Annotated in this window: 39 protein-coding genes and 2 pseudogenes; 21 read left to right on the forward strand and 20 right to left on the reverse strand. The window is 43.2% G+C overall.

The annotated features are described in order from the left end of the window. The first annotated feature begins 77 nt into the window (after positions 1 to 77). The 3 genes from RS881_RS48290 to RS881_RS48300 are packed head-to-tail and all read left to right on the forward strand — an operon-like array spanning position 78 to position 927. Positions 78 to 638: a radical SAM protein gene (locus RS881_RS48290; protein WP_315817365.1), complete on the forward strand. Its 561-nt coding sequence runs from the start codon at positions 78 to 80 to the stop codon at positions 636 to 638. Between the two features lie 11 nt (positions 639 to 649). Then, entirely contained in the window at positions 650 to 796 is a 147-nt protein-coding gene (locus RS881_RS48295) for a hypothetical protein (protein WP_315817366.1), read from the forward strand. Then, positions 790 to 927, forward strand: a complete 138-nt coding sequence (locus tag RS881_RS48300; protein WP_315817367.1) for a hypothetical protein — start codon at positions 790 to 792, stop codon at positions 925 to 927. Before RS881_RS48295 ends, RS881_RS48300 begins: the two co-directional genes overlap by 7 nt. A gap of 179 nt (positions 928 to 1,106) precedes the next feature. Here the strand turns inward: RS881_RS48300 and RS881_RS48305 are convergent, their stop codons facing one another. The 5 genes from RS881_RS48305 to RS881_RS48325 form a co-directional block, all read right to left on the reverse strand. After that, positions 1,107 to 1,412, reverse strand: a complete 306-nt coding sequence (locus tag RS881_RS48305; RefSeq protein ID WP_315817368.1) for a response regulator — start codon at positions 1,410 to 1,412, stop codon at positions 1,107 to 1,109. Between the two features lie 256 nt (positions 1,413 to 1,668). Continuing rightward, positions 1,669 to 2,454: a type IX secretion system protein PorQ gene (gene porQ / locus RS881_RS48310; RefSeq protein ID WP_315817369.1), complete on the reverse strand. Its 786-nt coding sequence runs from the start codon at positions 2,452 to 2,454 to the stop codon at positions 1,669 to 1,671. A gap of 541 nt (positions 2,455 to 2,995) precedes the next feature. Then, positions 2,996 to 4,336, reverse strand: coding sequence for an endopeptidase La (gene lon / locus RS881_RS48315; RefSeq protein ID WP_315817370.1), 1,341 nt, complete (start codon positions 4,334 to 4,336; stop codon positions 2,996 to 2,998). Further along, entirely contained in the window at positions 4,333 to 5,397 is a 1,065-nt protein-coding gene (locus RS881_RS48320; RefSeq protein ID WP_315817371.1) for an LON peptidase substrate-binding domain-containing protein, read from the reverse strand. The genes lon and RS881_RS48320 overlap by 4 nt, the downstream gene beginning before the upstream one ends. A 339-nt stretch (positions 5,398 to 5,736) precedes the next feature. After that, positions 5,737 to 6,150 (reverse strand): hypothetical protein, encoded by a 414-nt coding sequence (locus RS881_RS48325; RefSeq protein ID WP_315817372.1) that lies wholly within the window; start codon positions 6,148 to 6,150, stop codon positions 5,737 to 5,739. Positions 6,151 to 6,209: 59 nt separating this feature from the next. On the opposite strand from RS881_RS48325, the gene RS881_RS48330 reads away from it, so the two are divergent. The 4 genes from RS881_RS48330 to RS881_RS48345 all read left to right on the forward strand — a co-directional run bounded on the left by RS881_RS48330 (position 6,210) and on the right by RS881_RS48345 (position 7,391). Beyond that, positions 6,210 to 6,557 carry a Crp/Fnr family transcriptional regulator gene (locus RS881_RS48330; RefSeq protein ID WP_315817373.1) on the forward strand — a complete coding sequence of 116 codons (348 nt, stop codon included), beginning with the start codon at positions 6,210 to 6,212 and terminating at the stop codon, positions 6,555 to 6,557. Further along, positions 6,539 to 6,754: a cyclic nucleotide-binding domain-containing protein gene (locus RS881_RS48335; protein ID WP_315817374.1), complete on the forward strand. Its 216-nt coding sequence runs from the start codon at positions 6,539 to 6,541 to the stop codon at positions 6,752 to 6,754. Before RS881_RS48330 ends, RS881_RS48335 begins: the two co-directional genes overlap by 19 nt. Positions 6,755 to 6,901: 147 nt before the next feature. Continuing rightward, a complete protein-coding gene (locus tag RS881_RS48340) occupies positions 6,902 to 7,252 on the forward strand; it encodes a DoxX family protein (RefSeq protein ID WP_315817375.1) in 351 nt (116 codons plus the stop codon). Next, positions 7,215 to 7,391: a DoxX family protein gene (locus RS881_RS48345; protein ID WP_315817376.1), complete on the forward strand. Its 177-nt coding sequence runs from the start codon at positions 7,215 to 7,217 to the stop codon at positions 7,389 to 7,391. Before RS881_RS48340 ends, RS881_RS48345 begins: the two co-directional genes overlap by 38 nt. Positions 7,392 to 7,960: 569 nt before the next feature. Here the strand turns inward: RS881_RS48345 and RS881_RS48350 are convergent. The 9 genes from RS881_RS48350 to RS881_RS48390 all read right to left on the reverse strand — a co-directional run bounded on the left by RS881_RS48350 (position 7,961) and on the right by RS881_RS48390 (position 12,001). Then, positions 7,961 to 8,128, reverse strand: coding sequence for a hypothetical protein (locus tag RS881_RS48350; protein ID WP_315817377.1), 168 nt, complete (start codon positions 8,126 to 8,128; stop codon positions 7,961 to 7,963). A gap of 213 nt (positions 8,129 to 8,341) precedes the next feature. After that, on the reverse strand, positions 8,342 to 8,977 hold the full coding sequence (locus RS881_RS48355; protein ID WP_315817378.1) for a hypothetical protein: 636 nt from the start codon (positions 8,975 to 8,977) through the stop codon (positions 8,342 to 8,344). A gap of 194 nt (positions 8,978 to 9,171) precedes the next feature. Then, entirely contained in the window at positions 9,172 to 9,399 is a 228-nt protein-coding gene (locus tag RS881_RS48360; RefSeq protein WP_315817379.1) for a hypothetical protein, read from the reverse strand. A 110-nt stretch (positions 9,400 to 9,509) separates the two neighbouring features. Further along, a complete protein-coding gene (locus RS881_RS48365; protein ID WP_315817380.1) occupies positions 9,510 to 9,890 on the reverse strand; it encodes a protein kinase domain-containing protein in 381 nt (126 codons plus the stop codon). A gap of 70 nt (positions 9,891 to 9,960) precedes the next feature. Beyond that, a complete protein-coding gene (locus RS881_RS48370; RefSeq protein WP_315817381.1) occupies positions 9,961 to 10,179 on the reverse strand; it encodes a protein kinase domain-containing protein in 219 nt (72 codons plus the stop codon). 157 nt (positions 10,180 to 10,336) lie between these two features. Beyond that, positions 10,337 to 10,798 (reverse strand): type II toxin-antitoxin system RelB family anti-toxin, encoded by a 462-nt coding sequence (relB, locus tag RS881_RS48375; protein ID WP_315817382.1) that lies wholly within the window; start codon positions 10,796 to 10,798, stop codon positions 10,337 to 10,339. A 155-nt stretch (positions 10,799 to 10,953) separates the two neighbouring features. Continuing rightward, positions 10,954 to 11,397 carry a type II toxin-antitoxin system RelB family anti-toxin gene (relB, locus tag RS881_RS48380; RefSeq protein ID WP_315817383.1) on the reverse strand — a complete coding sequence of 148 codons (444 nt, stop codon included), beginning with the start codon at positions 11,395 to 11,397 and terminating at the stop codon, positions 10,954 to 10,956. Positions 11,398 to 11,552: 155 nt separating this feature from the next. After that, on the reverse strand, positions 11,553 to 11,852 hold the full coding sequence (locus tag RS881_RS48385) for a hypothetical protein (RefSeq protein ID WP_315817384.1): 300 nt from the start codon (positions 11,850 to 11,852) through the stop codon (positions 11,553 to 11,555). Beyond that, positions 11,840 to 12,001, reverse strand: a complete 162-nt coding sequence (locus RS881_RS48390) for a helix-turn-helix transcriptional regulator (RefSeq protein WP_315817385.1) — start codon at positions 11,999 to 12,001, stop codon at positions 11,840 to 11,842. Before RS881_RS48390 ends, RS881_RS48385 begins: the two co-directional genes overlap by 13 nt. A 213-nt stretch (positions 12,002 to 12,214) precedes the next feature. Here RS881_RS48390 and RS881_RS48395 point away from each other — a divergent pair, with 213 nt between their 5' ends. Both RS881_RS48395 and RS881_RS48400 read left to right on the forward strand, forming a co-directional pair. Further along, the gene (locus tag RS881_RS48395) at positions 12,215 to 12,643 is read left to right on the forward strand and encodes a hypothetical protein (RefSeq protein ID WP_315817386.1); all 429 of its coding nucleotides are present in this window, start codon (positions 12,215 to 12,217) and stop codon (positions 12,641 to 12,643) included. Between the two features lie 35 nt (positions 12,644 to 12,678). Continuing rightward, positions 12,679 to 13,020: a single-stranded DNA-binding protein gene (locus tag RS881_RS48400; RefSeq protein WP_315817387.1), complete on the forward strand. Its 342-nt coding sequence runs from the start codon at positions 12,679 to 12,681 to the stop codon at positions 13,018 to 13,020. A 47-nt stretch (positions 13,021 to 13,067) separates the two neighbouring features. Here RS881_RS48400 and RS881_RS48405 read toward each other — a convergent pair whose 3' ends face one another. Beyond that, positions 13,068 to 13,574, reverse strand: coding sequence for a fibronectin type III domain-containing protein (locus tag RS881_RS48405; protein ID WP_315817388.1), 507 nt, complete (start codon positions 13,572 to 13,574; stop codon positions 13,068 to 13,070). Next, positions 13,553 to 13,738, reverse strand: coding sequence for a hypothetical protein (locus RS881_RS48410; RefSeq protein WP_315817389.1), 186 nt, complete (start codon positions 13,736 to 13,738; stop codon positions 13,553 to 13,555). The genes RS881_RS48405 and RS881_RS48410 overlap by 22 nt, the downstream gene beginning before the upstream one ends. Positions 13,739 to 13,893: 155 nt before the next feature. On the opposite strand from RS881_RS48410, the gene RS881_RS48415 reads away from it, so the two are divergent. Continuing rightward, a complete protein-coding gene (locus tag RS881_RS48415; RefSeq protein ID WP_315817390.1) occupies positions 13,894 to 14,145 on the forward strand; it encodes a hypothetical protein in 252 nt (83 codons plus the stop codon). A 68-nt stretch (positions 14,146 to 14,213) separates the two neighbouring features. Here RS881_RS48415 and RS881_RS48420 read toward each other — a convergent pair whose 3' ends face one another. Further along, positions 14,214 to 14,807 carry a porin family protein gene (locus RS881_RS48420; RefSeq protein WP_315817391.1) on the reverse strand — a complete coding sequence of 198 codons (594 nt, stop codon included), beginning with the start codon at positions 14,805 to 14,807 and terminating at the stop codon, positions 14,214 to 14,216. Between the two features lie 410 nt (positions 14,808 to 15,217). On the opposite strand from RS881_RS48420, the gene RS881_RS48425 reads away from it, so the two are divergent. Further along, positions 15,218 to 15,868 (forward strand): LytR/AlgR family response regulator transcription factor, encoded by a 651-nt coding sequence (locus RS881_RS48425; protein ID WP_315817392.1) that lies wholly within the window; start codon positions 15,218 to 15,220, stop codon positions 15,866 to 15,868. A gap of 743 nt (positions 15,869 to 16,611) precedes the next feature. Here RS881_RS48425 and RS881_RS48430 read toward each other — a convergent pair. Together RS881_RS48430 and RS881_RS48435 are read right to left on the reverse strand one after the other, a co-directional pair. Beyond that, positions 16,612 to 17,835: a metallophosphoesterase gene (locus RS881_RS48430; RefSeq protein WP_315817393.1), complete on the reverse strand. Its 1,224-nt coding sequence runs from the start codon at positions 17,833 to 17,835 to the stop codon at positions 16,612 to 16,614. Positions 17,836 to 18,203: 368 nt separating this feature from the next. Further along, entirely contained in the window at positions 18,204 to 18,602 is a 399-nt protein-coding gene (locus tag RS881_RS48435) for an NADPH-dependent FMN reductase (protein ID WP_315817394.1), read from the reverse strand. 153 nt (positions 18,603 to 18,755) lie between these two features. On the opposite strand from RS881_RS48435, the gene RS881_RS48440 reads away from it, so the two are divergent. From RS881_RS48440 to RS881_RS48480, 9 genes and pseudogenes are all read left to right on the forward strand, one after another. Then, positions 18,756 to 19,442 (forward strand): metal-dependent hydrolase, encoded by a 687-nt coding sequence (locus RS881_RS48440; RefSeq protein WP_315817395.1) that lies wholly within the window; start codon positions 18,756 to 18,758, stop codon positions 19,440 to 19,442. A gap of 234 nt (positions 19,443 to 19,676) precedes the next feature. After that, positions 19,677 to 20,411 carry a ParA family protein gene (locus RS881_RS48445; RefSeq protein ID WP_315817396.1) on the forward strand — a complete coding sequence of 245 codons (735 nt, stop codon included), beginning with the start codon at positions 19,677 to 19,679 and terminating at the stop codon, positions 20,409 to 20,411. Between the two features lie 277 nt (positions 20,412 to 20,688). Next, a pseudogene (locus RS881_RS48450) lies at positions 20,689 to 21,164 on the forward strand (ParB N-terminal domain-containing protein); the annotation flags it as partial. A 45-nt stretch (positions 21,165 to 21,209) separates the two neighbouring features. After that, on the forward strand, positions 21,210 to 21,431 hold the full coding sequence (locus RS881_RS48455; RefSeq protein ID WP_484557609.1) for a hypothetical protein: 222 nt from the start codon (positions 21,210 to 21,212) through the stop codon (positions 21,429 to 21,431). Between the two features lie 50 nt (positions 21,432 to 21,481). Further along, positions 21,482 to 22,134 (forward strand): annotated as a pseudogene (locus RS881_RS48460) (DUF5683 domain-containing protein). Positions 22,135 to 22,234: 100 nt separating this feature from the next. Further along, on the forward strand, positions 22,235 to 22,783 hold the full coding sequence (locus tag RS881_RS48465) for a 4-hydroxy-tetrahydrodipicolinate reductase (RefSeq protein WP_315817397.1): 549 nt from the start codon (positions 22,235 to 22,237) through the stop codon (positions 22,781 to 22,783). Next, the gene (locus RS881_RS48470; RefSeq protein ID WP_315824850.1) at positions 22,705 to 22,953 is read left to right on the forward strand and encodes a dihydrodipicolinate reductase C-terminal domain-containing protein; all 249 of its coding nucleotides are present in this window, start codon (positions 22,705 to 22,707) and stop codon (positions 22,951 to 22,953) included. The genes RS881_RS48465 and RS881_RS48470 overlap by 79 nt, the downstream gene beginning before the upstream one ends. Before the next feature lie 324 nt (positions 22,954 to 23,277). Continuing rightward, positions 23,278 to 23,502: a response regulator transcription factor gene (locus tag RS881_RS48475; protein WP_315817398.1), complete on the forward strand. Its 225-nt coding sequence runs from the start codon at positions 23,278 to 23,280 to the stop codon at positions 23,500 to 23,502. 161 nt (positions 23,503 to 23,663) lie between these two features. Continuing rightward, on the forward strand, positions 23,664 to 23,966 hold the full coding sequence (locus RS881_RS48480; RefSeq protein WP_315824851.1) for an RrF2 family transcriptional regulator: 303 nt from the start codon (positions 23,664 to 23,666) through the stop codon (positions 23,964 to 23,966). Here the strand turns inward: RS881_RS48480 and RS881_RS48485 are convergent. Then, entirely contained in the window at positions 23,963 to 24,118 is a 156-nt protein-coding gene (locus RS881_RS48485; protein WP_315817399.1) for a hypothetical protein, read from the reverse strand. The two genes, RS881_RS48480 and RS881_RS48485, sit on opposite strands and share 4 nt — an antisense overlap. Before the next feature lie 174 nt (positions 24,119 to 24,292). Between RS881_RS48485 and RS881_RS62050 the strand changes: the two genes are divergently transcribed. Continuing rightward, positions 24,293 to 24,694 carry an adenosylhomocysteinase gene (locus RS881_RS62050; protein ID WP_425476327.1) on the forward strand — a complete coding sequence of 134 codons (402 nt, stop codon included), beginning with the start codon at positions 24,293 to 24,295 and terminating at the stop codon, positions 24,692 to 24,694. Positions 24,695 to 24,696: the final 2 nt, after the last annotated feature.

Below are 24,696 nucleotides of genomic sequence, written 5' to 3' on the forward strand. Positions count from 1 at the left end.
GGCTGCTACTGTGCACCGGACATTCAATGAAAGCAATGAAGTACAGGTTTGTACCCTGTTATCCATAAAAACAGGGGGTGTTCGGAAGATTGTTCCTATTGTCCCCAGGCTGCCCGTTACCATACAGATGTAAATGTACAGGCCTTAATGAAAAAGAGCAAGTACTGGAATATGCCCAAAAGGCCAAAGAGGCTGGTTCTACCCGTTTTTGTATGGGCGCCGCCTGGCGCGAAGTACGGGATAACCGCGATTTTGACCGGGTATTGGACATGGTAAAAGGCGTGAATGAAATGGGGATGGAGGTGTGCTGTACCCTTGGCATGCTGACGGAAAACCAGGCACAGAAATTAGCCGATGCCGGACTGTATGCCTATAACCACAACCTGGATACCTCTTCCGAATATTATGGAGAGATCATTACTACCCGCACTTACGATGATCGCCTGCAAACTCTTGACAATGTGCGCAAAGCCGGTGTATCCGTTTGCTGCGGCGGTATTGTAGGACTGGGTGAAACCCACGAAGACCGTGTTAAAATGTTGTATACCCTGGCCACCATGCCCCAGCATCCGGAAAGCGTGCCGGTGAATGCCCTGGTACCCGTAAAGGGACGCCCCTGGAGCACAATACCAAGGTAAATGTATGGGATATGGTACGTATGATAGCCACCGCCCGCATTCTCATGCCCAAAGCAATGGTACGCCTAAGTGCCGGCAGGGCCACCATGAGCATTTCAGATCAAACCTTGTGCTTTATGGCTGGCGCTAACTCCATTTTGCTGGTGAAAAATTGTTAACCACCCCCAACCCTTCCTTTGATGAGGATATGGCCATGTTCGACATGCTGGGCCTAAAACCAAGAGAAGCCTTTAAAGCCGAACAGGAGCAAGGTCATCACCACCACGCACTGGAAACTACTACAGCTTAAACAACTTTTCTATAAAAGCATAAAGCCTGAAGGATATATATTCTTCAGGCTTTTTATTAAAAAAGCAGGCAGGGCCTTGCATTAATGAATATTATCCGATATCTCCTTGCAGAAATATTGTTGTCCTTCCATTACCAACATGATGGCGCCAATCATTTCTTCGCCGGATGAATTTTTAGTTACATAACCATTCCCCCGGCATTCATCAGTGCATTAATATAGGACAGATCCGTATGTACAGATATACCAATGATCTTGATTGTTTGTGAAAATTCACGGATGGCCCTGGTGGCCTCGATCCCATTCATGGGGTCCATATTGATATCCATTAATACCACATCCGGATGTAAATTACGGCAGGCTTCTACAGCCCGATAACCATTTTCGCAAACGGCTGCTACCGTTAATCTTTTATCCCTGTTCAATACCAGTTTCCACGCTTCCCGCACCAGGCGGTGATCATCTACAATAACCACTTTGATCATTAACGGACTTATTTTGATATAGAAACATTATGATTTTTCGTCGCCTTGAAGCGTTTGATTATTATCAATGCAGTAGTCATTCACTTAGGTCAATCCAGGTAGTTACGAACATACTATCCGTTACAAGGCATGCCTACTAAAGTACTTGAATCTGTTTCAAATAAAGAAATTTGTCAGTTAAATTTAAGAAAGTCAAAGGAAGGTGTTAACAAACACTAAGGGTAAACAATTAATTGCCCCGCTGCCGCCGGAGCGTTTATTTGCCTTTGCCAAAATAATCACGAAGCGACAGTGAAAGGCCAAATTGATTATAGGCAGTATTGTTTTGATAATAGCTCCGGGCATAACGCACCTGTATTTTCCTGAATAAGGCGCCTGCTCCCAATGAAAAACCATTGATCCCATTACCAGTATTACCTACATTTAACTCCCTGCGGCGCAAATGGTTATAACCAGCACTGATCTCTATTTTATCCGTTATATACAACTGTACCGACAACACAATATGGCGAAATAACTTATCAAATGTGAACTTTTTATCGCCCATGTTCTGATCAAATCCATTCTCATTATTGAAGACCGTATCGCGGTAGCTGATATCAAATTGGTGCAGGTGATGCGCTGTAAAGCTAAACTGCAAGGGCGCTTTGGCCAGTTTTTTAGAAATACCGGCCTGGAGGTCAAAAGGGAGATCGCCAGCTGCTGTTCCTGCATAGGTTTTTATCTGGGCGCCCATATTCTTGATCACCAATGATGCTTGTAAAAAGTGTGCTGTATCGGCATAACTTATCCCTATATCCAACGCCAGACCCGAAGAACGGTATTGTCCATAGTTGGAATGAATATATTTAACAGAAGCTCCATAGTGCCAGTGCTCCAGGTATTGCCGGCTGGCCGATACCTGTACTACATAGTCCGATGGCCTGAAATCGCCCAACCGGTTACCGGCTATATCTGTTCCGGGTATGGATCCATAGTTAAAGTAATTAACCCCTGCAGCAAAGGTGGTTTTTGAGGCTTCATGCCTGAACCCTGTAAACAAATGATAATTACGGATATTCCCATAAAAGCATTGAATACAAAATTAGCCTGGGTATGCATCGAAGTACGTAACAAGGCGGGATTATGCCAGGCCAATCCCAGATCGGCCGACTGATTGGAAATATTGATCCCACCCAGGCCGGTCAATTGAGGCGTATTCGATAATCTGAGGAAATTGTAAACAGTATTGCCGCCCAGGGTTTGGCCAACCCCATACAGCTGTATCAACAACAAAACCGGTATCAGCAGTATTTTCCGCATGCAGTATGCTATCGAAAATAGGTGATAATTCTCAAGGTTTTGTTAAAAAAAAATTCCTCCATCGATATGGAGGAATTCCTTTAACCCTTAAAACAACCAACATGAAAAATTTTAAGTGATCCTGAATCTACTTCGTCGTGATCACTATATTAATATAACAAGGCCTCAATTTTTTTGTTCGATGTGTGGAGGGTAATATTATTAAAATCTCATTAAAGCAAAGAGGTGACACCTTTCTGTGCAACAATAGCAAAGGTGTCACCTCTCCAACTATTTAAAAACTATACCAATGCCAGTTCCAACACCTGCTGCATCGTCTTCACATAATGGAATTTCAGTCCTTTGATAAAACCGGAATCAATGTCTTGAATGTCTTTTTCGTTTTGCCAGCAAAGGATGATTTCCTTAAGTCCTGCCCTTCTGGCCGCCAGCACTTTTTCCTTAATGCCGCCAACCGGCAACACCTGCCCACGCAAAGTAATTTCACCTGTCATGGCCAGATAAGGCTTTACACGTCTGCCGGTGATAGCCGAACAGATGGCACTCATCATGGTAATACCAGCGCTGGGACCATCTTTAGGCGTAGCCCCTTCCGGTACATGGATATGGATGGTTTTCTTTTCAAAGATGCTGCTGTCGATATCCAGCTTTTTAGCATTCGATTGCAACCAGGTCAATGCAGTTGTAGCACTTTCCTTCATTACGTTACCCAGGTTGCCCGTCAGTTTCAACTCCCCTTTGCCGTCACTTAAACTCGTTTCCACAAATAAAATATCACCACCTACATAGGTCCAGGCAAGCCCTACAGCCACCCCCGGCATATTGGCCACCTTGTACATTTCATTGCTGAAACGAGGTTTACCCAGTATCTTCTCTATATCATTGGCTGTAAGCGTGCTTTTAACCTTTCCCTTGATAGCATACTCCTTTGCTTCATATCGCATTACCGATGCCAGGTACCTATCCAGCTCCCGCACCCCGCTTTCACGCGTATAGTCCTGGATGATCTTTTCCAATACCTTATCACCTATCTTGAAATTAATATCCTTCAGGCCATGCGCTTCCTTTTGTTTGGGAAGCAGGTGTCGTTTGGCGATCTCTACCTTTTCCTCTACAGCATACCCACTGAGATCAATGATCTCCAACCTATCACGCAGTGCAGGTTGAATATTGTTTATATCATTGGCCGTAGCAATGAACAATACTTTACTAAGATCATATTCCAACTCCAGGTAGTTATCGTAGAAAGTATGGTTTTGTTCGGGATCCAATACTTCCAATAAAGCCGAAGAGGGGTCGCCACGGAAATCAGTTCCTACCTTGTCAATTTCATCCAGGATCACAACAGGGTTGGATGATTTTATTTTACGAAGCGATTGAACAATACGGCCAGGCATGGCGCCAATATACGTTTTACGGTGCCCCCTTATTTCACTTTCATCATGCAAGCCACCCAAACTAATACGCACATATTTCCGTTCAATGGCGCTGGCGATACTACGGCCCAGTGAAGTTTTACCAATACCGGGAGGTCCGATAAAGCATAGGATGGGACTCTTCATATCGCCTTTCAATTTCAACACCGCCAGGTATTCCAGGATACGTTCTTTCACCTTGTTCATACCATAATGATCGCGGTCCAGTATCTTCCTGGCTTTTTCAGGTCATAAAGGTCCTTTGTATAAATGCCCCAGGGAAGGTCAAGCATTAGATCAAGATGGTTGTACACCACCGAATAATCGGGCGTACTGGGATGCATACGTTCCAGCTTTTCAATTCCCTTCTTAAACATTTCTTTGGCAGCTTCAGACCATTTGGTGGTTTCTGCCTTATTCTTCATGTCCTTTACTTCCCGGTCGTTGCTGTCACCACCCAGCTCTTCCTTAATGCTTTTCATCTGCTGCTGCAGGAAATACTCCCGCTGCTGCTTGTCCAGCTCCGTCTTCGTTTTCGTGGTCACCTTATTTTTGAGCTCGGCAAACTGTAATTCCCGCTGCAGCAACTGCATCAACAAATCGGCCCTAGCCTCTATATTATTCATTTTCAGCAGCTTTTGCTTCTCAACCAGCTCTGTATTGAGGTTGCTTGAAATGAAGTGGATGAGGAAAGAGGGATTCTCAATATTCTTTAAAATGATCGCCGCATCCGCAGGAATATTGGGCGATAGCTGGATGATCTGCGTAGCCAGGTCCTTAATATTGGCTACATAGGCCTCAAAATCGTCTGGTTTCGCAGCATCATCTTCTTCCAGCAACGTAATGGCCGCCTTGAAATAGGGATCATCGGTAAGAATACTGGCTATTTTAAAGCGCTTTTTACCCTGAATGATCACCGTTGTACCGCCATCCGGCATCTTGATCAGCTTAATGATCCGGGCCACGGTTCCAATATCTTCCAGGTCGCTGACAGTAGGGTCTTCTACGTTACTGTCTTTTTGTGCAACCACGCCTACCAATTTGTCAGCCTTATAAGCGTCATTTATGGCCTTGATACTTTTATCGCGCCCCACCGTAATGGGCAATACCACGCCGGGAAATAAGACCGTATTTCTAAGCGCTAATAGCGGCAATTCGCCCGGAATCACAATCTCGGGGCCGTTATCATCTTCATTTTCATTCAGGGGGATTATCGGGATAAAGTCCATATCATCTTCTGACTGAAACAAAATTGAGGATTCTTTCATACTACTCATACTACAGTTTATCTATGACAAAATAACACGCCGGTTCTTAAAATCCTGGGATTTTGAAGAGAAGGGTATATAGGTCAAGTTTAATGCCAACCAGAAAGCAGGTAACTACTTCTGATTAAAACTTAATAGGTTACAACCTCACACTATCCGGATAAACCAAAGATAAGCTATGAAGGGATACACCCTGTGGGCGTCATTTAGCTCCGCCCAGGGGTTGGATTGAAAGGATCTTTCCGGCCTGAACTTGCAGGTGAATGGTAACCTGCTCCATACCGCCGGGGGCGGTAGCTTGAACCTGCAAAATTGTCATTTCCTCTTTCTTAACCATCGCTATATCATACAGATAGCAGGCAAGAGCCCCTGCAGCAGGAATACCCGGTACACCTGCACCAGCCAGGCAGGTAAAAAGGCGCGCGGTAGCAGCGGCCAGCTTGGCCGCATTACGGCAAAAATACAAAAGCCCGCCAGCTCATACTCATCTGACAAAAGGCGCATATTTTCCGGAGCAGGATGCAGGGATTGCAGCACCTCGTAATTACGTACCTCCAGGAGTAGAAAACACACACCTGTACGGACGATTATGGGCAGCGCAGCAATATGATTTACCGTAATACCCAGTGCCAACAACACTTGCTCATTTTCTTTAACAGGAGCATATGCTGGCGCTGGTAAAACAACCGGCTCCATCTGATTACTAATTTCCATAATTCTACCATTAGCTAATGACGCATAACCTTTTTCCACAAGTAGGATAGCAGCCCAAAACAACATAGCTAAACCTGGAACTGACCTATCTTTACCGCATGTATGATCTTATTCTCAAAAACATTGCCCGCTTCATACAGTTAACTCCGCCAGAAACAGACCGTTTTACCGCGGTTTTGAAACCCCGTACCCTGCGCAAACGTCAGTACCTGGTACAGGCAGGAGATGTTTTCCGCTATGAATGCTTTGTGAACAAGGGTTCCCTGCGAACCTACCAGGTTGATAACAATGGCCAGGAGCACATTCTCATGTTTGCTTTTGAAGAATGGTGGACAGGTGATATGTATAGTTTTTTGAGCGGACAGCCTGCTTTGTATAACGTAGACGCCCTGGAAGACACAGAATTACTCCTGATTGAAAAAATCAATTGGAACAGTTGTACATAGAAATACCCAAATTTGATCGCTTCTTCCGCATCCTGTTGCAAAATGCCTTTATCAGCATGCAACGCCGCATCAGCGATACTATGAGCCTGACTGCCGAAGAACGGTACCTCGATTTTATTAACCGCTACCCCCATTTTGAACAAAGGCTATCCCTCAAACAAATAGCCTCCTACCTGGGCATTGCCCCGAATCACTAAGCCGCATCAGGCGGCAAATGGCGGGTAAACTTTAAAATCACCTAACCCAGGTTAGCTCTTTTTCTTATCCCATATCATTGGTTACAGCGCTGGCTTTGATGCAATTTTGTTCTATCAATTTAATCATTCAGGATAAAAAGAATAGACATGCAACAAAGATTATTAGCAACCTCCAACAATTACAACTGGCTTATATTACGCGTAGCCCTCGGGGTGGTCATGCTTGGTCATGGACTACAAAAAGCGCTCGGATGGTTTGGCGGTTTTGGATGGCACAATACCATGGGATATTTTACCGGCACCGTGGGCCTTCCTTCCTGGCTTAGCGCATTGGTGATACTCATCGAATCTGTAAGCGCCGTATTACTCATCATCGGTTTTGCCGGCAGAATCAATGCAGCCCTCATGGGCATCGTAATGACAGGCGCCTTCTTTGTAGCCCACCTGCCCAATGGTTTTTATGAACTGGTTTGGCACCAACAAAGGAGAAGGATATGAATTTGATATCCTGTTCTGGGCCATCTCCATTATCCTTGTTATCAATGGCAGTGGCAAATGGTCTGTAGACAGGTGGATTATCGCCCGGTCTGGTACTTTTTCACGTAACAAAGCAATGAAAAGGCCGGTAGTAGAATAAACTACTATTGACAAACCGACCTTATCTCTGTAGAGCCACCTTTACACTGAAGGATGGCACTTTTCCAGTTTCATAAAAAGACCTCATTTATGGTTACACTTAAAATTCAGGCTCGTAACTTGAAGGGTTGAGCAAACATTTCGGATAGGAATAAATGAGAAATTTTATCCTGAGGTTTTTCAACTTTTGGGGCATATACAAATTCGATACTGTCGTTGTCTACAGCAATCAAACCAATATTGTGCTGTTTCAACAGCTCCAGATCAACCCTGTGAATGTATTGTTTGGGATATGCCAGGTAAGATTTGTTCGAAAAGAATTTATACCGCAATGCCTGATAAAATCCACTTTTCCAATCTTTTAGCTTGGCTTCTATAGAAAACAAATTTTGTGTATGGGCTTTGTATTTTCTTGTCTGCATTATCTTGGTACCCTCAAAATAAATATAGTCTTCTCCTTCAAGGTGCTGTAATAGTTTTTTCAGCCGTGCTTTATCATAACAGCTTTCATCCAGCCAATCCCTTCTTAAGACTTTTTTTTTTGCTGAAACAGGTTCACAAACAAAGCCATTAAGCCATAATCGTTAAAAATAGGCTTTCTTCATTCAGATTGGTAGTAAACACCAAATCAGCTATGCCATTGCCGGTACTAAATTCTTTGGCAATGTATTGTGTATTGAAAATCTTTGCCAGGTTTTCAACCAATACGGGTATCATTTCCTTTTCATATCTGAACATAGTTTTGTTGTCTTATATTTTCAAAAACCTCCTTCCAAACAATCAGGTGTTTGTAATCATCCCGCTTATAAACCGCTGTTAAGCGCTGATAATTACTTATTGCCAGTTTTATTCTATTTTTAAAATAAGTATGTTTATCCGGGGTATTTTTAATCGTTTCTACTTCCAAATGTACGCAATGCAAATAATGTAGCTTATTGTTTTGCGCTTTAATTACATCTTCAGCAGATTTCCCTTTGCAATAAGGGCATTTGCAGGCTCCCAGAATACTTGAAATTTGATTAAGCCTAGTTGGGCGTTTTTCTCAATCGAAACAGTTCCCAACAATTCAGGAAAATAATACCTTTCATAAAGGTTATATCCGGCAGCAGCATCTTTATGTAATTCTTCCGAAAAGCTCTCAAATCTTGCTGCTCCCGATGAAAAACCAGAAAGGCCTAAAGATATTAGCCCTAAACCAAGGCTACTCACCCGGCCCGCAATAACCGGACGCCCTGTAAATCTTTGTAATTTTAACAATGTATCAATATAATGATACAATACAACAGCACTTGTATTTTTATCAATACCATCAGCATAAACAATGTAACCATCACATTCCTGGGCTGAATAATAATTCAATAAATCATTCTTATTTTGATTGTCGGTTAAACTGCTGCTGTTTATACAAATACCTGCATATAACTTTTTACCTTCATATGCAGGCACTGAGTTTTTATAATCAATACTCTCTTTTAAAAGCTTAATATCCAAATCAAACCATTGTTCAACCGGGTTTTGCTTATAAGTAGGAAGTAGTGTTGTATTATGAGTATAATGATAAGGAGAAACAAAGATATCTGCGCCCAATTTTGCTTCTTCATCAATAACCTGTTTAACGTACTCCTGTTGCTTCTTATAAGACCTCAGATAGGCAGGTGTAATTACTTCAAATCCTGATGGACAATAAGGAAGTTTCTTTAATCCTTCTCTGTCTATATACGTATCATATGCAAATCGTACAGTTTCAGGGTCAATTATTCTTACGAATTGATTGCCTTGTATTAATTGTAGAAGCGTTTTTGCTGAAATTGATGTATCGCGGGGTAGTCAACACACATTTTATCGCTATGAATTTTCAGATATTCCTGTAGGGCCGCGCCATCATTCCAAAGCCGCAAAACAAACTTTGGTGTTGTATCATACTTCCTTACAAAGGCAGGCTCATCTGAATTAAACACCCCGATTAAGTCATCAATATTGGAATATCGCTGATAAGGATTTTTTTCCAATAACCGGAATATGATATTTTCATATTTATTAGCTATATCAGGTAAATACTTCCTGGGGGAATGGGACTTTCATTTTTATTTTATCTATTAACTCAGGCAAGTTTCTAAACTCATAAGGCACTTTTTTTTGTGAGCATTTGATAAAATATGACCCCTAAAGTATAAAGATCACTTCGCTTATCAATATGTTTACTATCTGTTATCTGCTCTGGTGAAGAATATAAAGGAGATCCCAAAAAATTACCGGTACTTGTTAAAGCTGTATAGTCAATTACCTTGGATATACCATAATCCAATATTTTGATTGTTTCTCCATGGACGATAATATTTTCCGGCTTTAGATCCCGGTGAATAATACCCTTATTATCATCGTTGCCCCTTATTTGATGTAAACCTTTTATCCCCTCAAGGATATTTTTGAAAATGGTAACAGCCTTTTCCGGATATGCAAAACCATGCCGTTCTATAAGTTTTTCAAGCGTTTCGCCCACAGCATATTCCATTACCAAAAATAAGAGGGAACATTCAAATCACTACCTTGAAAATCGTCAATATATTTTACTAAAAGGGATGATTGACAGTTTTCATAATATCAATCTCCTGTTGAATACGATTATTTTTACTGCCGTTTTTGTATTCAGCTAGAATGTACTCTTCCCTGAAAACCTTTATAGCAAAAGTTTTTCCGTTTTTGGAAGCCTTATAAACGGAGCCGAACCCTCCTGCCCCAATAAATTCTATAAATGTATAACCATTCAATGTTTGATTAATAAGGGCCATGCTTCAAATAGTTTTTTGTTGAATTGTAGAAATTCCGGCAGCCGGTTCTATTTAACCGCAGGATTTTTCATCAAAACATTCATTCATTTATACAAAACGGACTAGCCCCACAGGGAGGATAGTCCGTTTTGATCTGTATCTTATATAACCTTTTCCTTTATTTACCCACCACCATCTTCTCCAGCAGTGCCACTTTTTCGCGCTCTGCCTTTAGCAACTGCTCATACAATTGCTTGTTCTCTTCATGTGCCCGCTTGTAATCCTCTATCGCCTTCAGCATTTCATCAAGTGGATTAAAGGTATAGTTGCCATTTATTACACTATTTAACGTGGCGCTATCGTTTAATGTAGGATTTTCCGCAAAATGATTAGCAATAATACTTATGGTGGCTTCCGCATCATAATGCTCAATAAGCTCCGCCGGTATTTTCAGGGCCTTGGCTATTTCTTCCATCTGTGCCCTGTCAATCTGCTCCTTTTGTTCCAGCAGTGATATTTTTTGCTGGCTCACTCCCATAGCATCCGCCAGGGCTTCCTGCTTTACGTGCAATGTTTCGCGCAGGCGCTTTACATTATTACCGTGGTGTACTGCTTTTGATGCCATAGCTGTGGTATTCATATCTTACAAATATAATAAAATTACCTTCCATTTAAGAAACTACTAACGTATATTATACACGCTTTTATACTAAATAGTTTACAGGCAAAAGTACTAAGTATTCCAAGTAACCAAAGAAGCTACGCATGCCCTGGCTTAAATAGCTCTTTTTCGCACTACTTACCCACCATTTTCTCCAGCAGTGCCACTTTCTCGCGCTCTGCCTTTAGCAACTGCTCATACAATTGCTTGTGTTCTTCATTCAGCCGCCTGTTATCCATTAATGCCTTCAGCAATTCATCTAATGGATTGAAGGTGCAGCCGTAATTGGTACAATTTAATGTAGAAGTATCATTACTAGTAAAATGATTAGCAATAATACTTATGGTGGCTTCCGCATCATAATGCTCAATAAGCTCCGCCGGTATTTTCAGGGCCTTGGCTATTTCTTCCATCTGTGTCCTGTCAATCTGCTCCTTTTGTTCCAGCAGTGATATTTTTTGCTGGCTCACTCCCATAGCATCTGCCAGGGCTTCCTGCTTTACGTGCAATGTTTCGCGCAGGCGCTTTACATTATTACCGTGGTGTACTGCTTTTGATGCCATAGCTGTGGTATTCATATCTTACAAATATAATAAAATTACCTTCCATTTAAGAAACTACTAACGTATATTATACACGCTTTTATACTAAATAGTTTACAGGCAAAAGTACTAAGTATTCCAAGTAACCAAAGAAGCTACGCATGCCCTGGCTTAAATAGCTCTTTTTCGCACTACTTACCCACCATCTTCTCCAGCAGTGCCACTTTCTCGCGCTCTGCCTTTAGCAACTGCTCATACAATTGCTTGTGTTCTTCATTCAGCCGCCTGTTTTCCTCAACTGCTTTCAACATCTCATCAAGAGGATTGAATGTACACTGCTCATATTTTGCGCCTGAGTTGTTAGCATTCCCGTTGAGCGTAGAATCATCCTGACTCGTAAAATGATTAGCAATAATACTTATGGTGGCTTCCGCATCATAATGCTCAATAAGCTCCGCCGGTATTTTCAGGGCCTTGGCTATTTCTTCCATCTGTGCCCTGTCAATCTGCTCCTTTTGTTCCAGCAGTGATATTTTTGCTGGCTCACTCCCATAGCATCCGCCAGGGCTTCCTGCTTTACGTGCAATGTTTCGCGCAGGCGCTTTACATTATTACCGTGGTGTACTGCTTTTGATGCCATAGCTCATTTATTTATATCCTACAAATATATCAAAATCGCCCTGTATTTAAAAAATTCTAACGTGTATTATACACGCTTTTTTTTATGGTAAAACACACTGCATTCAATGTATCATACATCGCTTTGTGGTTCATTACCCGCCGGCCTGTTCTTTACTTTGGGTATGCCTTTGCAATACAGCCACGCCCATACGAAACATTAAAATAATGTATTATGAAACCACAAACAAAAAATTCATCACTGGCCGGTGCCGGAGAACAAGCCAAAGTTATCCCCCTGCCCGCCATAACCGGTAATGGCCCGGATGCCAGTGCCAAAGCCGGCACCCTTATTATAACCGGCCTGCTGGCAGATGCTGTTTCTGATACCCTGGAACTTAAGGCCTACCTGGCCACCCTTATACAGCAGGGCCAGTTTACGGCTCCCCGGCAAAAGCACCTTAAAGTAAACCGCCGGTACCGCTCCCTGGCCCGCCGCCACGTTTTTCCTAATAGCAATGGCCGCAGCGCCATAGATCCTGAAATAAAAATTGCCGGTCAATGGCTGTATGGGATCGGCTTCCAACCCGATGATTATGCCAAAATAATTTCCTTCCATGGCATGATCATAATTTTCCCGGTAGCCGATCCACACGCTCATTAATATTATTACCTCCTTCCAATTAATATAATACACCTATGTATGCACTCCGCAATAAAGTACAGCTCATTGGCTGCATTGGTAAAAAGCCCGGAATAAAGGTTACAGAAAAAGGCAAAAAATGGGTACGCTTTTGCATAGCTACCAATGAAACCTATTGTAATGCACAGGGCGAAAGAATAACCGAAACCCAGTGGCACACAGTAATTGCCTGGGGCAGGCTGGCAGAACTGGCAGCAAAATACTTGCAGAAGGGCAGGGATACAGTGATAGAAGGTAAACTGCTTAGCCGCAGCTACACCGATAAAGAAGGCATTAAAAGGCAGGTAACAGAAATTATGGCAACCGGAATGCTGCTGCTAAAATCCAGCTCTTCATAGCTATATTTTGCCCTACACCCCTCCTGTAGCAGGGGCCGGGGGCGGGCTTATGCTGCCATGCTAACCTGTGCATGGGTATATACTATTTGCTCCCGCGGGCCAATGGCAGCCACCCTGAACCAATATTTTTGCCCCGGCACCAGGCCGGCAAAAGTATATTTGCGCCGCGTAGTAAACTGTTTATTCCATTCACTATCTGGCCCTATGGGATCGGGCGTATACTCATGAACATACGATCGCGCACCCATTACCCTGGCTACACTGCTCACCATTTCGCCTGTATTGAGGCCAAAATTTACCAAAAAGTTTTCCGGCGTTCCTATTGGCGGCCTGTTGCCAGGCTCCTTTGCCAGTTCAAAACCACTACTCACCATGATCGCTTCATCGCCATCGGCAGCAAGCGTTACATAAGCAGCCAGCCGGGTGAGTAATTGTGCCAGGGCTTCCCGTTTTTCATTTTTAAAAGCAATTTGGATCCTATCTCCGGTTTGCGCCCTCGAAAGCAGCGTTGCATAATCGGCGATGGTTACACTTACCAGTGCCAGCGCAGGCAATGGAGCCGGAAAAAGGCATTGCCCGTCATAGCTCTTACAATAGCTTCCGCTTTAATTTCCATTAGCGCATCTGTAAGCCGGGTAAAGTCCGATTTTAGTCTTGGCTTTTTCATACAACGGGCGGTTTTCACATTAAATATATTGCCGGTCAATACCCGGCACACAGCAATAGCAAATCCATTTTAGGAAGGCCGGTTATTGTAATAACGGCCCACATTAAAAAGCTAGTACATAGCCTTCCGGATAATGCCTAAAATTTGACAAATGTGGGTTTGCACAAGCTATGGCTTTACACACAATAACTATTGTTTTACAAGCAGTGGTCATTGTTTTACAAGCAGTGGTCATTGTTTTACAACCAGTGGTCATTGTTTTACAAGCAATGCCCATTGTTTTCCAGGCCAAAGCCATTGTTTTACAAGCTATGGTCATTGCTTTACCTGCAATACCCAGTGTATTACACACAACAGGCATTGTTTTACACACAAAAGCCGTTGATTTACAGCCAATAACCTTTGTTTTGAAAACAAAGGGCAGTGTTTTACAGCCAAAAGCGATTGTTTACCAATAATCGCAACAAAAAGCCTTGCAGGCCGGGCAGGCCTGCAAGGCTTTTTGTTTAATCCTTCATCCTAAGCACTATAATATGGCATACCCCAGGTAGAGCTGAAAACCCTGGTTCTTCCATTTTTCTTTGTTGTCAATATCATTAATATTGGTAAGCCCTACTACATACCGGCCGCCTACACGCAAACCACCGAGGTTCAGTTGAGCGCCGCCTAACATGGAGAAATCACCGCTTTTAAAGGCCTCCTTGGTTGATCCCAACAGGTCTTTATCCTGACTGGTCATAATACCAAATTGAGGTCCGAGTTGTAAAGAGAAGATCTTTACTGGGCGATAGGTTAACAAGATAGGAATACTGATATAGTTCAGTTTTCCTTTCACGTCATTTTTCCCATTGGGATACAAAGACGAAAAATCATTTCCGGTACGGTAATTCGTCTGATTCCACAAAAGCTCGGGTTGCAACCCCCATTTTTGATTGAAGTTGATCTCGGCAAAGGCGCCCAGGTTATAACCAAACTTAAATTCATCATTGAATGACTTTCCATCTACTTTAAAAATATTGGCGCCCCCTTCACACCAACATGAAATCCTTGCGCAAATGAAAGGGTAGTAAGGGCCAGGGCTACTGTTAGTAAAGCCAGTGATTTCTTTTTCATAAATCAATTGATATTTAGTTCATAAAGTATTTTTCAACTTATATGCCAAGGAAACAAAACTGGTTGTTAATTCGTTGCACCGTTCGTGAATAAAGTTATAAAATCGTTTGCCTCCTCATTCCAGCTAATGTTTCAAATGGGGTTTTATCTACATGCCCCGTGCAGTACAACCCATGTAAACAATACCCCCTCCTTGCTTATTTTTTTGTGCAACTTATCCAGTAGCCAAGGGGCAGGGATGCCCGGAAACGGTTGCACGTTTAATGAATACAACCATATTAGTATTAAAAAATACTAATGGCCCTTTCATTGCCATATTTTTCCTACCTTAAACGTAACATTTCCATTTATCCAAAGATTAATCCTCTGAAAAAGATAAGATGCCTCATAGTAGATGACAACGAAATGGCCAGGCTCATGCTCAGTCAACTCGTTACGCAAACAGGCGTGCTGGAAGTTTTAGGCGAATGCAGGGACGCCCTGGAAGCCCATCAAAATATAACCCGCCAGTTTCCCGATCTTGTATTTCTCGATATTGAAATGCCTGGAATGAGTGGCATTGAATTGTTGAAATCGCTGCCCAAAAAGCCACTGATCATATTCACCACTTCCAATAAAGATTATGCCCTGGAAGCATTCGAGCTCAATGTGGCCGATTACCTATTGAAACCAGTCACTCTTCCCCGTCTCCTGCAGGCCATTGACAAAGCCCGCGAAGTTTTACAGCGCGATAAAACGGAAGTGAATAATATAGATGAGAACTACCTATTCATTCGAGACAATGGCGCCTTAAAAAAGATGAAGCTGGAAGATATCTTATGGATAGAAGCGATGGGCGATTACATTAAGATCTATACCCCCGGTAAATGGTATATTGTACATACTACCCTCAAAGCAGTGGAAGAAAAATTAAGCTCGGCCAATCTGATGCGCATCCATCGCAGTTATATTGTAGCCCTGGATAAAATAGACACCATTGAAGATGGCGTACTCAATATCATGAGTACACCCATACCCATCGCCGAAAGTTATCGTAGCCAGTTCATGAAAAAATTGAAATTATTGTAATACACAAATTGAACCCTCCCTGATTACCTTTATTGAAATAAAGCTCCACTCCCTCGGAATTTTCATTAACCATTAACGATCAACTACTTACCAATCGCCACTAACCATTTACCATTAGTCGCGCGCTCACTAGCCCCTTATCACCCGCCATTGCCCCCACCGGCTAATTGAAGTACTCCGGCTACAATTTAACCCGGCTCACCGATTCAACCTCATCCTCCCCAATAGCCGCAGTATATTTGTTATGTGATTACAAAGTAACAGGTTACTAAAAAGGAAAACACTTAAAACCTTGCCCCCTGAACCCTACCCTTAACTAATGTTCAGATACTTTTTCGCCTGTTTGAAAAACCACCCCTAAGCATCCGCCTATTAGAGATCATGCGGGTCACATGAGCTTAAATTTTACCAGCAACGCTCCTTTTTTTGTGACTTGGCAACATGATGGCTTTTAGATCCTGGGTGTCCGTTTTTAATACCGTACCATTTTAGGATTCCTGTGCTTACGCTGTACCCATTTTAAAACATGTACTGCATACAGTGACCCAGCCAAACAAGTATGCAGAAAGATTTGTGAAGATTAAGAAGGACCGCATTTAAGGATTGGTACAATGGTTAATGTTAACTGGTTTTGGTTCTGCAATTAGTAGCAACTTTATTTTACGTCAAAGTAAAAGGGCCGTTTACGATCAGTAAATGGCCCTTTGCTATTGATAATTGCACCCTCACCAACTAGTACAGTTTTAAGCCAATTCAAGAACCGTTATCTCTGGCATAATACCTACCCTGCCCGGATAACCAATAAATCCAAAACCCCGGTTCACATAAAGCTTCTGCTTTTCAGCTTCATACAACCCCGCCCATTGCTTATACATATATTGTACAGGGCTCCATTTAAATCCGGGAATTTCTAAGCCGAATTGCATACCATGCGTGTGGCCTGCCAACATCAGGTCTACATCTTTGTATTTATCCAGCACCTCAGCTTCCCAATGGCTGGGATCATGGCTCATCAATATTTTGAATGCGTATTGTTCCGTACCCGGATGCGCCTCCTGCATCTTGCCATATTTAGGGAAATTGCCCCGCGCACTCCAGTTTTCGATACCCAATAAGGCAATTTGCTGTCCTTCTTTCTCCAGCACCACGTGCTCATTCATCAACAAACGCCATCCCATATCACTGTGCACCGATTTGAGGTTTTCCAGGTTGGCTGCCTTCACCGATTCATTTTCCCAATGTACATAATCACCATAATCATGATTACCCAAGGTGGAATACACACCCAGCGGCGCTTTTAATTTATTGAATACATATTTATATTCTTCCATCTCCGTGGCACGGTCATTCACCAGATCGCCGGTAAACAAAATAAGGTCTGGCTTTTGCTCCATGATCTTTTCTATTCCCTTCTCCACAGCCTGCCTGTCGGTAAAACTGCCCGAATGGATATCAGAAATGTGTACAATCTTCAATCCTTTAAATGCAGCCGGCAGGTTGGCAAAACTCAACCTAAGCTTATTTACCTGGTAGCGGTATTTATTGTTAAATCCATACAGCAGCGTACCAAAAAGCCCACCACCCACTGCCAGGCTCAACCAACTTAAGAAAGCCGACCGCGTAATTCCTCCTGCTCCCTCCTCTCCTGCACCAAGGCTTTTTCCCGAAAACCGCTGTACTACCCAGGTACCCGCACGGCGAATATCATCCACCGCAATGAATAGAGAAGCCAGGAGCTTGCTCATGAACAACCCGATCACAATGGCAAATACATAGGTACGGATCCATTTGGGCCAAGCCGCCGGATTACTGTAAGGCAACATCATGATCATGGCAATAGCAGCCACCGACAGTATCCAATAAACTGTCATTACAAAAGGCGCATCCTGGGCGATACCGGCGCTATTACCTTTATGGCCTGGTACACATAAATATCTAATAAAACCATGATGCCCATCAAAACCCATGTAAATCCTGCATTACGCATGAAAAGTTAATTTAGTAATAGATAAAATGAAATAGCCATCCTGCCGTCAGGCACCGGTCAGGCCCGCAGCAGTTAAATACTCAAATCAGGACTATTACATTTTTGTTTATACCCGGTAGACGATTGGAGCGTGAGCATATTTTATGCGTAGTAATTTTTTTAGGCTCTACACCGGCCACTCACTTCTTCCATTCCTTCAGCCTTCCGGCCTTTCTATCTTCCCGGCTTTCCGGTTTTCTCTAAAAGCTTATAAATTCATCAACCTGTGCCTGAATGGCATCCAAAGTACCCTTATCATGAATAACACCGGCGCCATTCAGTAACTTATCCACAGACGAAATGGGCAGTTTATTGTGATATACAACAACCTTCAGGTAGTGCAGGATGCTTGTTAAATGGTCCAGCCCACGTTGATTGCCCGACCGCCCCAGCGCCACCCCGGTCAAAAGCGCCTTTTACCCCACCAAACCTTTTATAGTCCGAAATATCCAGCATCACTTTCAATACCCCGGGAATACTGCCATTGTATTCAGGAACTACAAAAATGAATTTCTTGGAAGGGATCAATACCTCTTGCTCTAATTGAACATATTCCGGCGTTCTATCTACCGATTTCCAGCCTTCCAGCGAAACCAGCCTGGTGTTAATTCCGTGGCTTTCTAACAGATCCCGGTAATGTTGGGCCACTTTTATAGTATTGCTACCCACCCTGTTTGTGCCGGAAATAATAGTATAAAACTCACTCATGTTAAAGCATTAACAGCTTAGAAGGTTTTTGGTTGTTATTTCTTACACCGAAAACGTATTTTTGCCGTCCTTTTGAAATATCCTGTAATTTATTCAATTCGTGTATTGGATCAATTCAATTAATTCGTGTAATTCGTTTAATTAGTGTAAACTATGAAATTAACCTATTACGGCCATTCCTGTTTCTCGGTAACCATAAAAGGTAAGAAACTGTTGTTCGATCCCTTTATTACGTATAACGAATTGGCTAACAATATTATAGATGTTGATCAAATAGAGGCAGATTATATCCTGCTTTCCCACGGCCATGCCGATCATACGGCCGATTGTGTGCGGGTAGCCTCCCGCACCGGCGCCCAGGTGATCTGTAACTGGGAAATTGGTGAATGGCTCCAAAAACAAGGCATAACCAATGTACACCAGATGAATACCGGCGGTAAATGGCGTTTTGGCCCTTTTACTGTAAAATGTGTGGTGGCACAACATTCTTCCGGTTTGCCAGATGGTAGCTATGGCGGTAACCCCATGGGATTCATCATCTATACAGATGAAGGAAATTTTTATTATAGTGGCGATACCGCCCTCACGCTCGACATGCAATTGATACCCCGTTGGGCAAAACTAAATTTTGCCATCTTACCGATTGGTGACAACTTTACCATGGATGCTGCTGACGCGGCTGAATGCGCACGTATAGTAAATTGCCAGACCATTATTGGCGTTCATTATGACACTTTCGGGTATATAAAAATTGACCATGAGCAGGCCATCAAAACATTTGCTGACGCCGGCGCGGAGCTGAAACTGGTAAAAATCGGTGATACTATTGATCTATTATAAAGCGTTTATTAGCAAAAGCAATAATCAGTAATTATTAGTTAATGATTATTCTTTATTATGGCGCCCGAAACAGACTGGGGATCAAACGACCAGCAACGATTGCCGATTCACAGCTTGTCCCGCTAAAGCGGGAATTAGCGATTCACGTAAAACAACCTTATTAAAAACAATGGCGCGAGTAATTGGAGTAGCCAATCAAAGGGCGGTGTAGGTAAAACCACTTCAGCTATCAATGTGGCTGCCAGCCTGGCCGTACTGGAATTCAGGACCCTGTTGGTAGATGCAGATCCTCAGGCCAATAGCACCACTGGTGTAGGCTTCGACCTGCACAACATTCAACAAAGCCTGTACGATTGCATGGTAAATGGTACCCTGGCAAAAGATGTGATCTTAAAATCAGATGTACCCAATCTCGATGTGATCCCTTCACATATCGACCTCGTAGGGGCCGAAATTGAAATGATCAATTACCCCAATCGCGAAGGCGTATTAAAAGGTATCCTGGAGCCTGTAAAGAACGATTATGATTTTGTGATCATCGACTGTTCTCCTTCCCTGGGCCTCATTACCGTGAATGCCCTGGTAGCTTCCGACTCCGTGATCGTTCCCGTACAAACTGAATTCTTCGCCCTGGAAGGATTGGGTAAATTACTCAATACCATTAAAATAGTGCAAAGCAGGCTGAATACCGAACTGATGATCGAAGGCATCCTGATGACCATGTATGATGGCCGCTTGCGCCTGTGCAACCAGGTGGTAAATGAAGTACGCAAACATTTTGATGAAATGGTATTCAACACCATCATTCATCGCAACAGCCGTATCAGCGAAGCCCCCAGCGTAGGCAAGCCAGTGATCCTGTACGATGGCCAAAGCAAAGGAGCCATGAACTACCTCAACCTGGCCAAAGAGATCCTGCAAAAGAATGATATGACGAAAATTAAACAGGAAGAAAGAATATTAGAATAAGCGGCGGCCTCCGGGCTGTTAGCTACGGGTTATCGCTCGCAGCTTGCAGCTCAAAACTTGTCCCGCCCAAGCGGGAGCCGCAGCTAAAAAATAAACAATGTCAAAAGAAAAGGGTAATAATAAAGAGTTATTGGGAAAAGGAATCCGTTCCCTGTTGCAAAGCATTGATTCCGACCTGAAGAATACAACAGGTAGCAGCCTCAAAACACAAGTGGTAGAACAAGTGACCACCATGCAGCGCATTCCTGTAGAAAATATAGAACCCAATCCCAAACAGCCACGCCGTGACTTTGATGAAACAGCCCTCAATGAACTGTCGGCCTCCATCAAAATGCACGACCTGGTACAACCCATTACCGTTTCTTCACTCCCCAATGGCAAATACAGGCTCATATCGGGCGAGCGCCGCTGGAGAGCCTCAAACTGGCGGGCCTTGTAGATGTACCTGCTTATATACGCCAGGCCAATGACCAGCAATTGCTGGAACTGGCTTTATTGGAAAACCTCCAGCGTGAAGACCTCAACGCTATGGAAATTGCCCTTAGCTATAAGCGAATGATGGAAGAACTGAACCAAACCCAGGAACAGGTTGCTGAGCGCATGGGCAAAGAAAGAAGCACCGTAGCCAATTACATTCGTTTACTCAAATTACCTCCCGATATTCAGGTAGCAGTACGCACCAGTATCATCAGTATGGGCCACGCCCGGGCTATTATCAATGTAGATACAGTAGACAAACAACTCTTTATCTACAATGAGATCAAAAGCAAAGATCTTTCTGTAAGACAAACCGAAGAATTGGTACGTAGACTGTACAAAAGCCCACTGGCTGTTAAAAATTCGGTAAAAGCCTCTCTGCCACCTGCTTACAAGAAAATTGAAGATAATTTAGCGTCGCATTTTAGCACCAAAGTAAAACTCAATCACAACAAAACAGGACACGGTAGCATTTCCATTGAGTATTACTCCATCCAGGACCTGAATAAAATATTGGATGCCATTGGTGTTACTGCCAACTAAGTATCTTTTGCATGATCAGAGTATTTCTTGTTATTACAGTTGTCATCATCATGCCCCTGTTGGTCCCGGCACAACGGCCCAAGGATACTATTACCGTTTCCAAACCAGTCCTGGAAATAAATGCAACCACGGGTAAAATAAAAGAAGAACGCCCTTCAAAGATCGATACCACCAAGATCAAAGACACACTTGCCAAGTCAAAACATAGCCCCCGCAAAGCCGCTCTCCGTTCGGCCATCATTCCCGGCTGGGGACAGGTGTACAACAAAAATACTGGAAACTACCCCTCGTTGCAGCAGGTATTGGCATACCCGCCTACCTGGTGTATTACAACCAGGAATGGTACAACCGCACCCGGTATGCCGTAAAAGTAGCAGCACTTGACAATAGATTGCCCGTATTCCTGGACAAAGTGGATCCACAACTCCTGCCACTCGTAAAAAGTGCCAATGGCACCAATTCACTCATCAATTACCGCAATGAGTTTCGCCGCAATAGAGACTATGCCATCCTATTCGGATTACTATTATGGGGCCTCAATGTGGTAGACGCTACGGTAGATGCACACCTGAAAGATTTTGACGTAAGCGACGATCTCTCCTTCCACGTAAAGCCCACCATCCTGTCTGGCAATGTACCCGGTCTGAGTTTAGTATTCACCGTCGGTAAAAATCAGCCAAAAACAATATCTTCGCTGCGGTAAAAAAGTCAGCAGTCAGAAGCTAAACCTTCCCCTGAAGGTCATCTTCAGGGAAATATTTTATGTATTCCTTCTAAATGCTGTATTCTCCAAAATATTCCACATGAAAATTGCGCTCATCGGTTACGGGAAAATGGGAAAAGCCATCGAAGAAATAGCACTTCAACGTGGCCATGAAATTGTGCTTAGGGTAGGTATTGAAAACCTGGAAGACAATACCATTGACAATATCCGTAAGGCCGATGCAGCCATCGAATTTACCGGTCCCGAAAGTGCTTTTGAAAACGTAGTACGTTGTGTGGAAGCCGGCGTACCCGTAGTTTGTGGTTCTACCGGATGGTTGGCCCGCTATGAACAAGCTGCCAATTTTTGCCTCACTCATAAAGGCGCCCTATTGTACGCCAGCAACTTTAGCGTTGGCGTAAACATTTTCTTTGCCCTGAATAAACGCCTGGCCGAACTCATGGCGCCCCATAAGGAATACGACGTATCGCTTACAGAAGTGCACCATACACAAAAAAAAAAGATGCCCCCAGTGGAACAGCCATTACCCTGGCCGAACAAATACTGGACATCAATACTGGAAAAAAACAATGGGTTAACCAGCAAACTACCCATCCCGAAAACCTATCCATCATCAGCGAACGGATAGATCCGGCACCCGGAACGCATATTATTACTTATACTTCCGCCATCGACGATATCGAGATCAAGCATACGGCCCACAACCGGAAAGGATTTGCTATCGGTGCTGTACTGGCAGCAGAATTCCTCTATAATAAGCAAGGAATTTACACCATGAGCGATGTTTTGGGAATTTGATCTGGCGCAAGCAATTTGACCAAGTTTTATTTCGGGCTGTTGAACAATTGATGTAATTTTTCGGGGCTTAACCAAAATGTGCTGCATGAAGTTTTCTTTCATGGCTGATCAAGCCATTACCCTATTCTGGCCCTATACATCCCTTTTATGGGTTATCCTATTCCACCGCCTTACCTTTATCCGGGAAAAAGAACCTGCTTCCTTTTATTGTGCCCCTTCAGACAACCTTACTGTAACCATTGTCATCTATTCTTTAACATATATTACCGGTATCATATACCGGTTGACCATTAACCTTTGTCACCTGAAAATTAATCTGATAGTATGAAAAAGCAGCTAGAAGGTACAGCGGAAAATACGCCCCTTACCTATCGCGAACTAGAAGTTATCCGCCTAATCGAACGGGAATTTAATAACAAACAGATCGCAGGCCAGCTTGGCATCAGTGAACGGACCGTTGAAACACACCGCAAAAACATTCTTCGTAAAACCAGGACTAACAACGTAATCGGTCTTATTAAATATATCTATGAACATAAACTGGTATAAGTTCTTGGTCATTCAAAAAAATATTCTAACTTTCTCGCCGCCAAATCAAATCGTCACATGCTTTCTAAAAAGGCCCAATATGCTTTTAAAGCCTTGATGTACATGGCTGAAAAAAAGATAATCAGCCCGTACTCATTGCAGAAATAGCCAAAAAGAAAAAGATTCCTTTAAAATTCCTGGAGAATATCCTGCTGGAACTTAAAAAGCAGGCATACTTGAAAGTAAAAAGGGAAAGGAGGAGGTTACTTTTTAAGGTAGCCCCTAAAGAAGTATCTATGGCAAAAATTATGCGCCTCATAGACGGCCCCATTGCCATGCTACCTTGCGTAAGCCTCTATTTTTATGAACGTTGCAAGAATTGCGATGAAAAGCAATGCGGTCTCCATGATTCTATGATCCAGGTGCGCGATGCAACCCTTAAATTATTGGAAAAGAAGACTGTAGCTGATATCTCAAAGCATTAAGCCGGACGCCGGACTGCCAGCTTTTCAACCATTGCTTCGCTGGCAGTATCGGAACTGGGCCCAAATCCATCCACCAGGACACCTTTCTCCCCTTGCCTGGATTCAATAGCATATACTACCGCTTCATCCGCAGGGTCAGAATTGCCTTCCAAACGATACACCTCTGTGATCTCAAACTCATTGGATTGATTTCAGCCTCCAAACACACCACCCACTACTCACCTACTCAACTGTATTCGCTCTAGCGCGCAGCCGTATTCCCAACGCTCATACTTGGCCATTACAACCCTAAATTGTAGCTTTGCGGCCTGAAATAATAAAATAATATGTCAACTATCTCAAAAAACATTGATTTCTCCTTACCCTATAAGGTAAAAGATATCAGCTTAGCTGAATGGGGCCGCAAAGAAATTCGTCTGGCAGAAGCAGAAATGCCTGGCTTAATGTCCCTGCGGGCAGAATATGGACCTTCTCAGCCACTGAAAGGTGCCCGGATAGCTGGTTGTTTACACATGACCATTCAAACTGCTGTGCTCATTGAAACCCTGATCGCCCTTGGCGCCGAGGTAAAATGGAGCTCTTGCAATATCTTCTCTACCCAAGACCATGCCGCTGCTGCCATTGCTGCCGCCGGAATCGGTGTTTATGCCTGGAAGGGACAAACCCTCGAAGAGGCTGATTGGTGTATTGAGCAAACCCTGTTTTTGGCGCTGCTGACCGCCCCCTGAAT

The sequence above is a fragment of the Paraflavitalea speifideaquila genome, from assembly GCF_032395985.1.
In the GTDB taxonomy this organism is placed as follows: domain Bacteria; phylum Bacteroidota; class Bacteroidia; order Chitinophagales; family Chitinophagaceae; genus Paraflavitalea; species Paraflavitalea speifideaquila.

Coding starts and splice junctions, on each gene's coding strand:
- RS881_RS48295 (WP_315817366.1), top strand. CDS start 650: ATGGTACGTATGATAGCCACCGCCCGCATTCTCATGCCCAAAGCAATG.
- RS881_RS48305 (WP_315817368.1), bottom strand. CDS start 1,412: ATGATCAAAGTGGTTATTGTAGATGATCACCGCCTGGTGCGGGAAGCG.
- lon (WP_315817370.1), bottom strand. CDS start 4,336: ATGAACAAGGTGAAAGAACGTATCCTGGAATACCTGGCGGTGTTGAAA.
- RS881_RS48320 (WP_315817371.1), bottom strand. CDS start 5,397: ATGAAAGAATCCTCAATTTTGTTTCAGTCAGAAGATGATATGGACTTT.
- RS881_RS48330 (WP_315817373.1), top strand. CDS start 6,210: ATGTATGATCTTATTCTCAAAAACATTGCCCGCTTCATACAGTTAACT.
- RS881_RS48340 (WP_315817375.1), top strand. CDS start 6,902: ATGCAACAAAGATTATTAGCAACCTCCAACAATTACAACTGGCTTATA.
- RS881_RS48345 (WP_315817376.1), top strand. CDS start 7,215: ATGAACTGGTTTGGCACCAACAAAGGAGAAGGATATGAATTTGATATC.
- RS881_RS48350 (WP_315817377.1), bottom strand. CDS start 8,128: ATGTTCAGATATGAAAAGGAAATGATACCCGTATTGGTTGAAAACCTG.
- RS881_RS48370 (WP_315817381.1), bottom strand. CDS start 10,179: ATGGCCCTTATTAATCAAACATTGAATGGTTATACATTTATAGAATTT.
- relB (WP_315817382.1), bottom strand. CDS start 10,798: ATGAATACCACAGCTATGGCATCAAAAGCAGTACACCACGGTAATAAT.
- relB (WP_315817383.1), bottom strand. CDS start 11,397: ATGAATACCACAGCTATGGCATCAAAAGCAGTACACCACGGTAATAAT.
- RS881_RS48385 (WP_315817384.1), bottom strand. CDS start 11,852: ATGGAAGAAATAGCCAAGGCCCTGAAAATACCGGCGGAGCTTATTGAG.
- RS881_RS48390 (WP_315817385.1), bottom strand. CDS start 12,001: ATGGCATCAAAAGCAGTACACCACGGTAATAATGTAAAGCGCCTGCGC.
- RS881_RS48395 (WP_315817386.1), top strand. CDS start 12,215: ATGAAACCACAAACAAAAAATTCATCACTGGCCGGTGCCGGAGAACAA.
- RS881_RS48400 (WP_315817387.1), top strand. CDS start 12,679: ATGTATGCACTCCGCAATAAAGTACAGCTCATTGGCTGCATTGGTAAA.
- RS881_RS48425 (WP_315817392.1), top strand. CDS start 15,218: ATGCTCAGTCAACTCGTTACGCAAACAGGCGTGCTGGAAGTTTTAGGC.
- RS881_RS48430 (WP_315817393.1), bottom strand. CDS start 17,835: ATGGGTTTTGATGGGCATCATGGTTTTATTAGATATTTATGTGTACCA.
- RS881_RS48435 (WP_315817394.1), bottom strand. CDS start 18,602: ATGAGTGAGTTTTATACTATTATTTCCGGCACAAACAGGGTGGGTAGC.
- RS881_RS48440 (WP_315817395.1), top strand. CDS start 18,756: ATGAAATTAACCTATTACGGCCATTCCTGTTTCTCGGTAACCATAAAA.
- RS881_RS48465 (WP_315817397.1), top strand. CDS start 22,235: ATGAAAATTGCGCTCATCGGTTACGGGAAAATGGGAAAAGCCATCGAA.
- RS881_RS48475 (WP_315817398.1), top strand. CDS start 23,278: ATGAAAAAGCAGCTAGAAGGTACAGCGGAAAATACGCCCCTTACCTAT.
- RS881_RS62050 (WP_425476327.1), top strand. CDS start 24,293: ATGTCAACTATCTCAAAAAACATTGATTTCTCCTTACCCTATAAGGTA.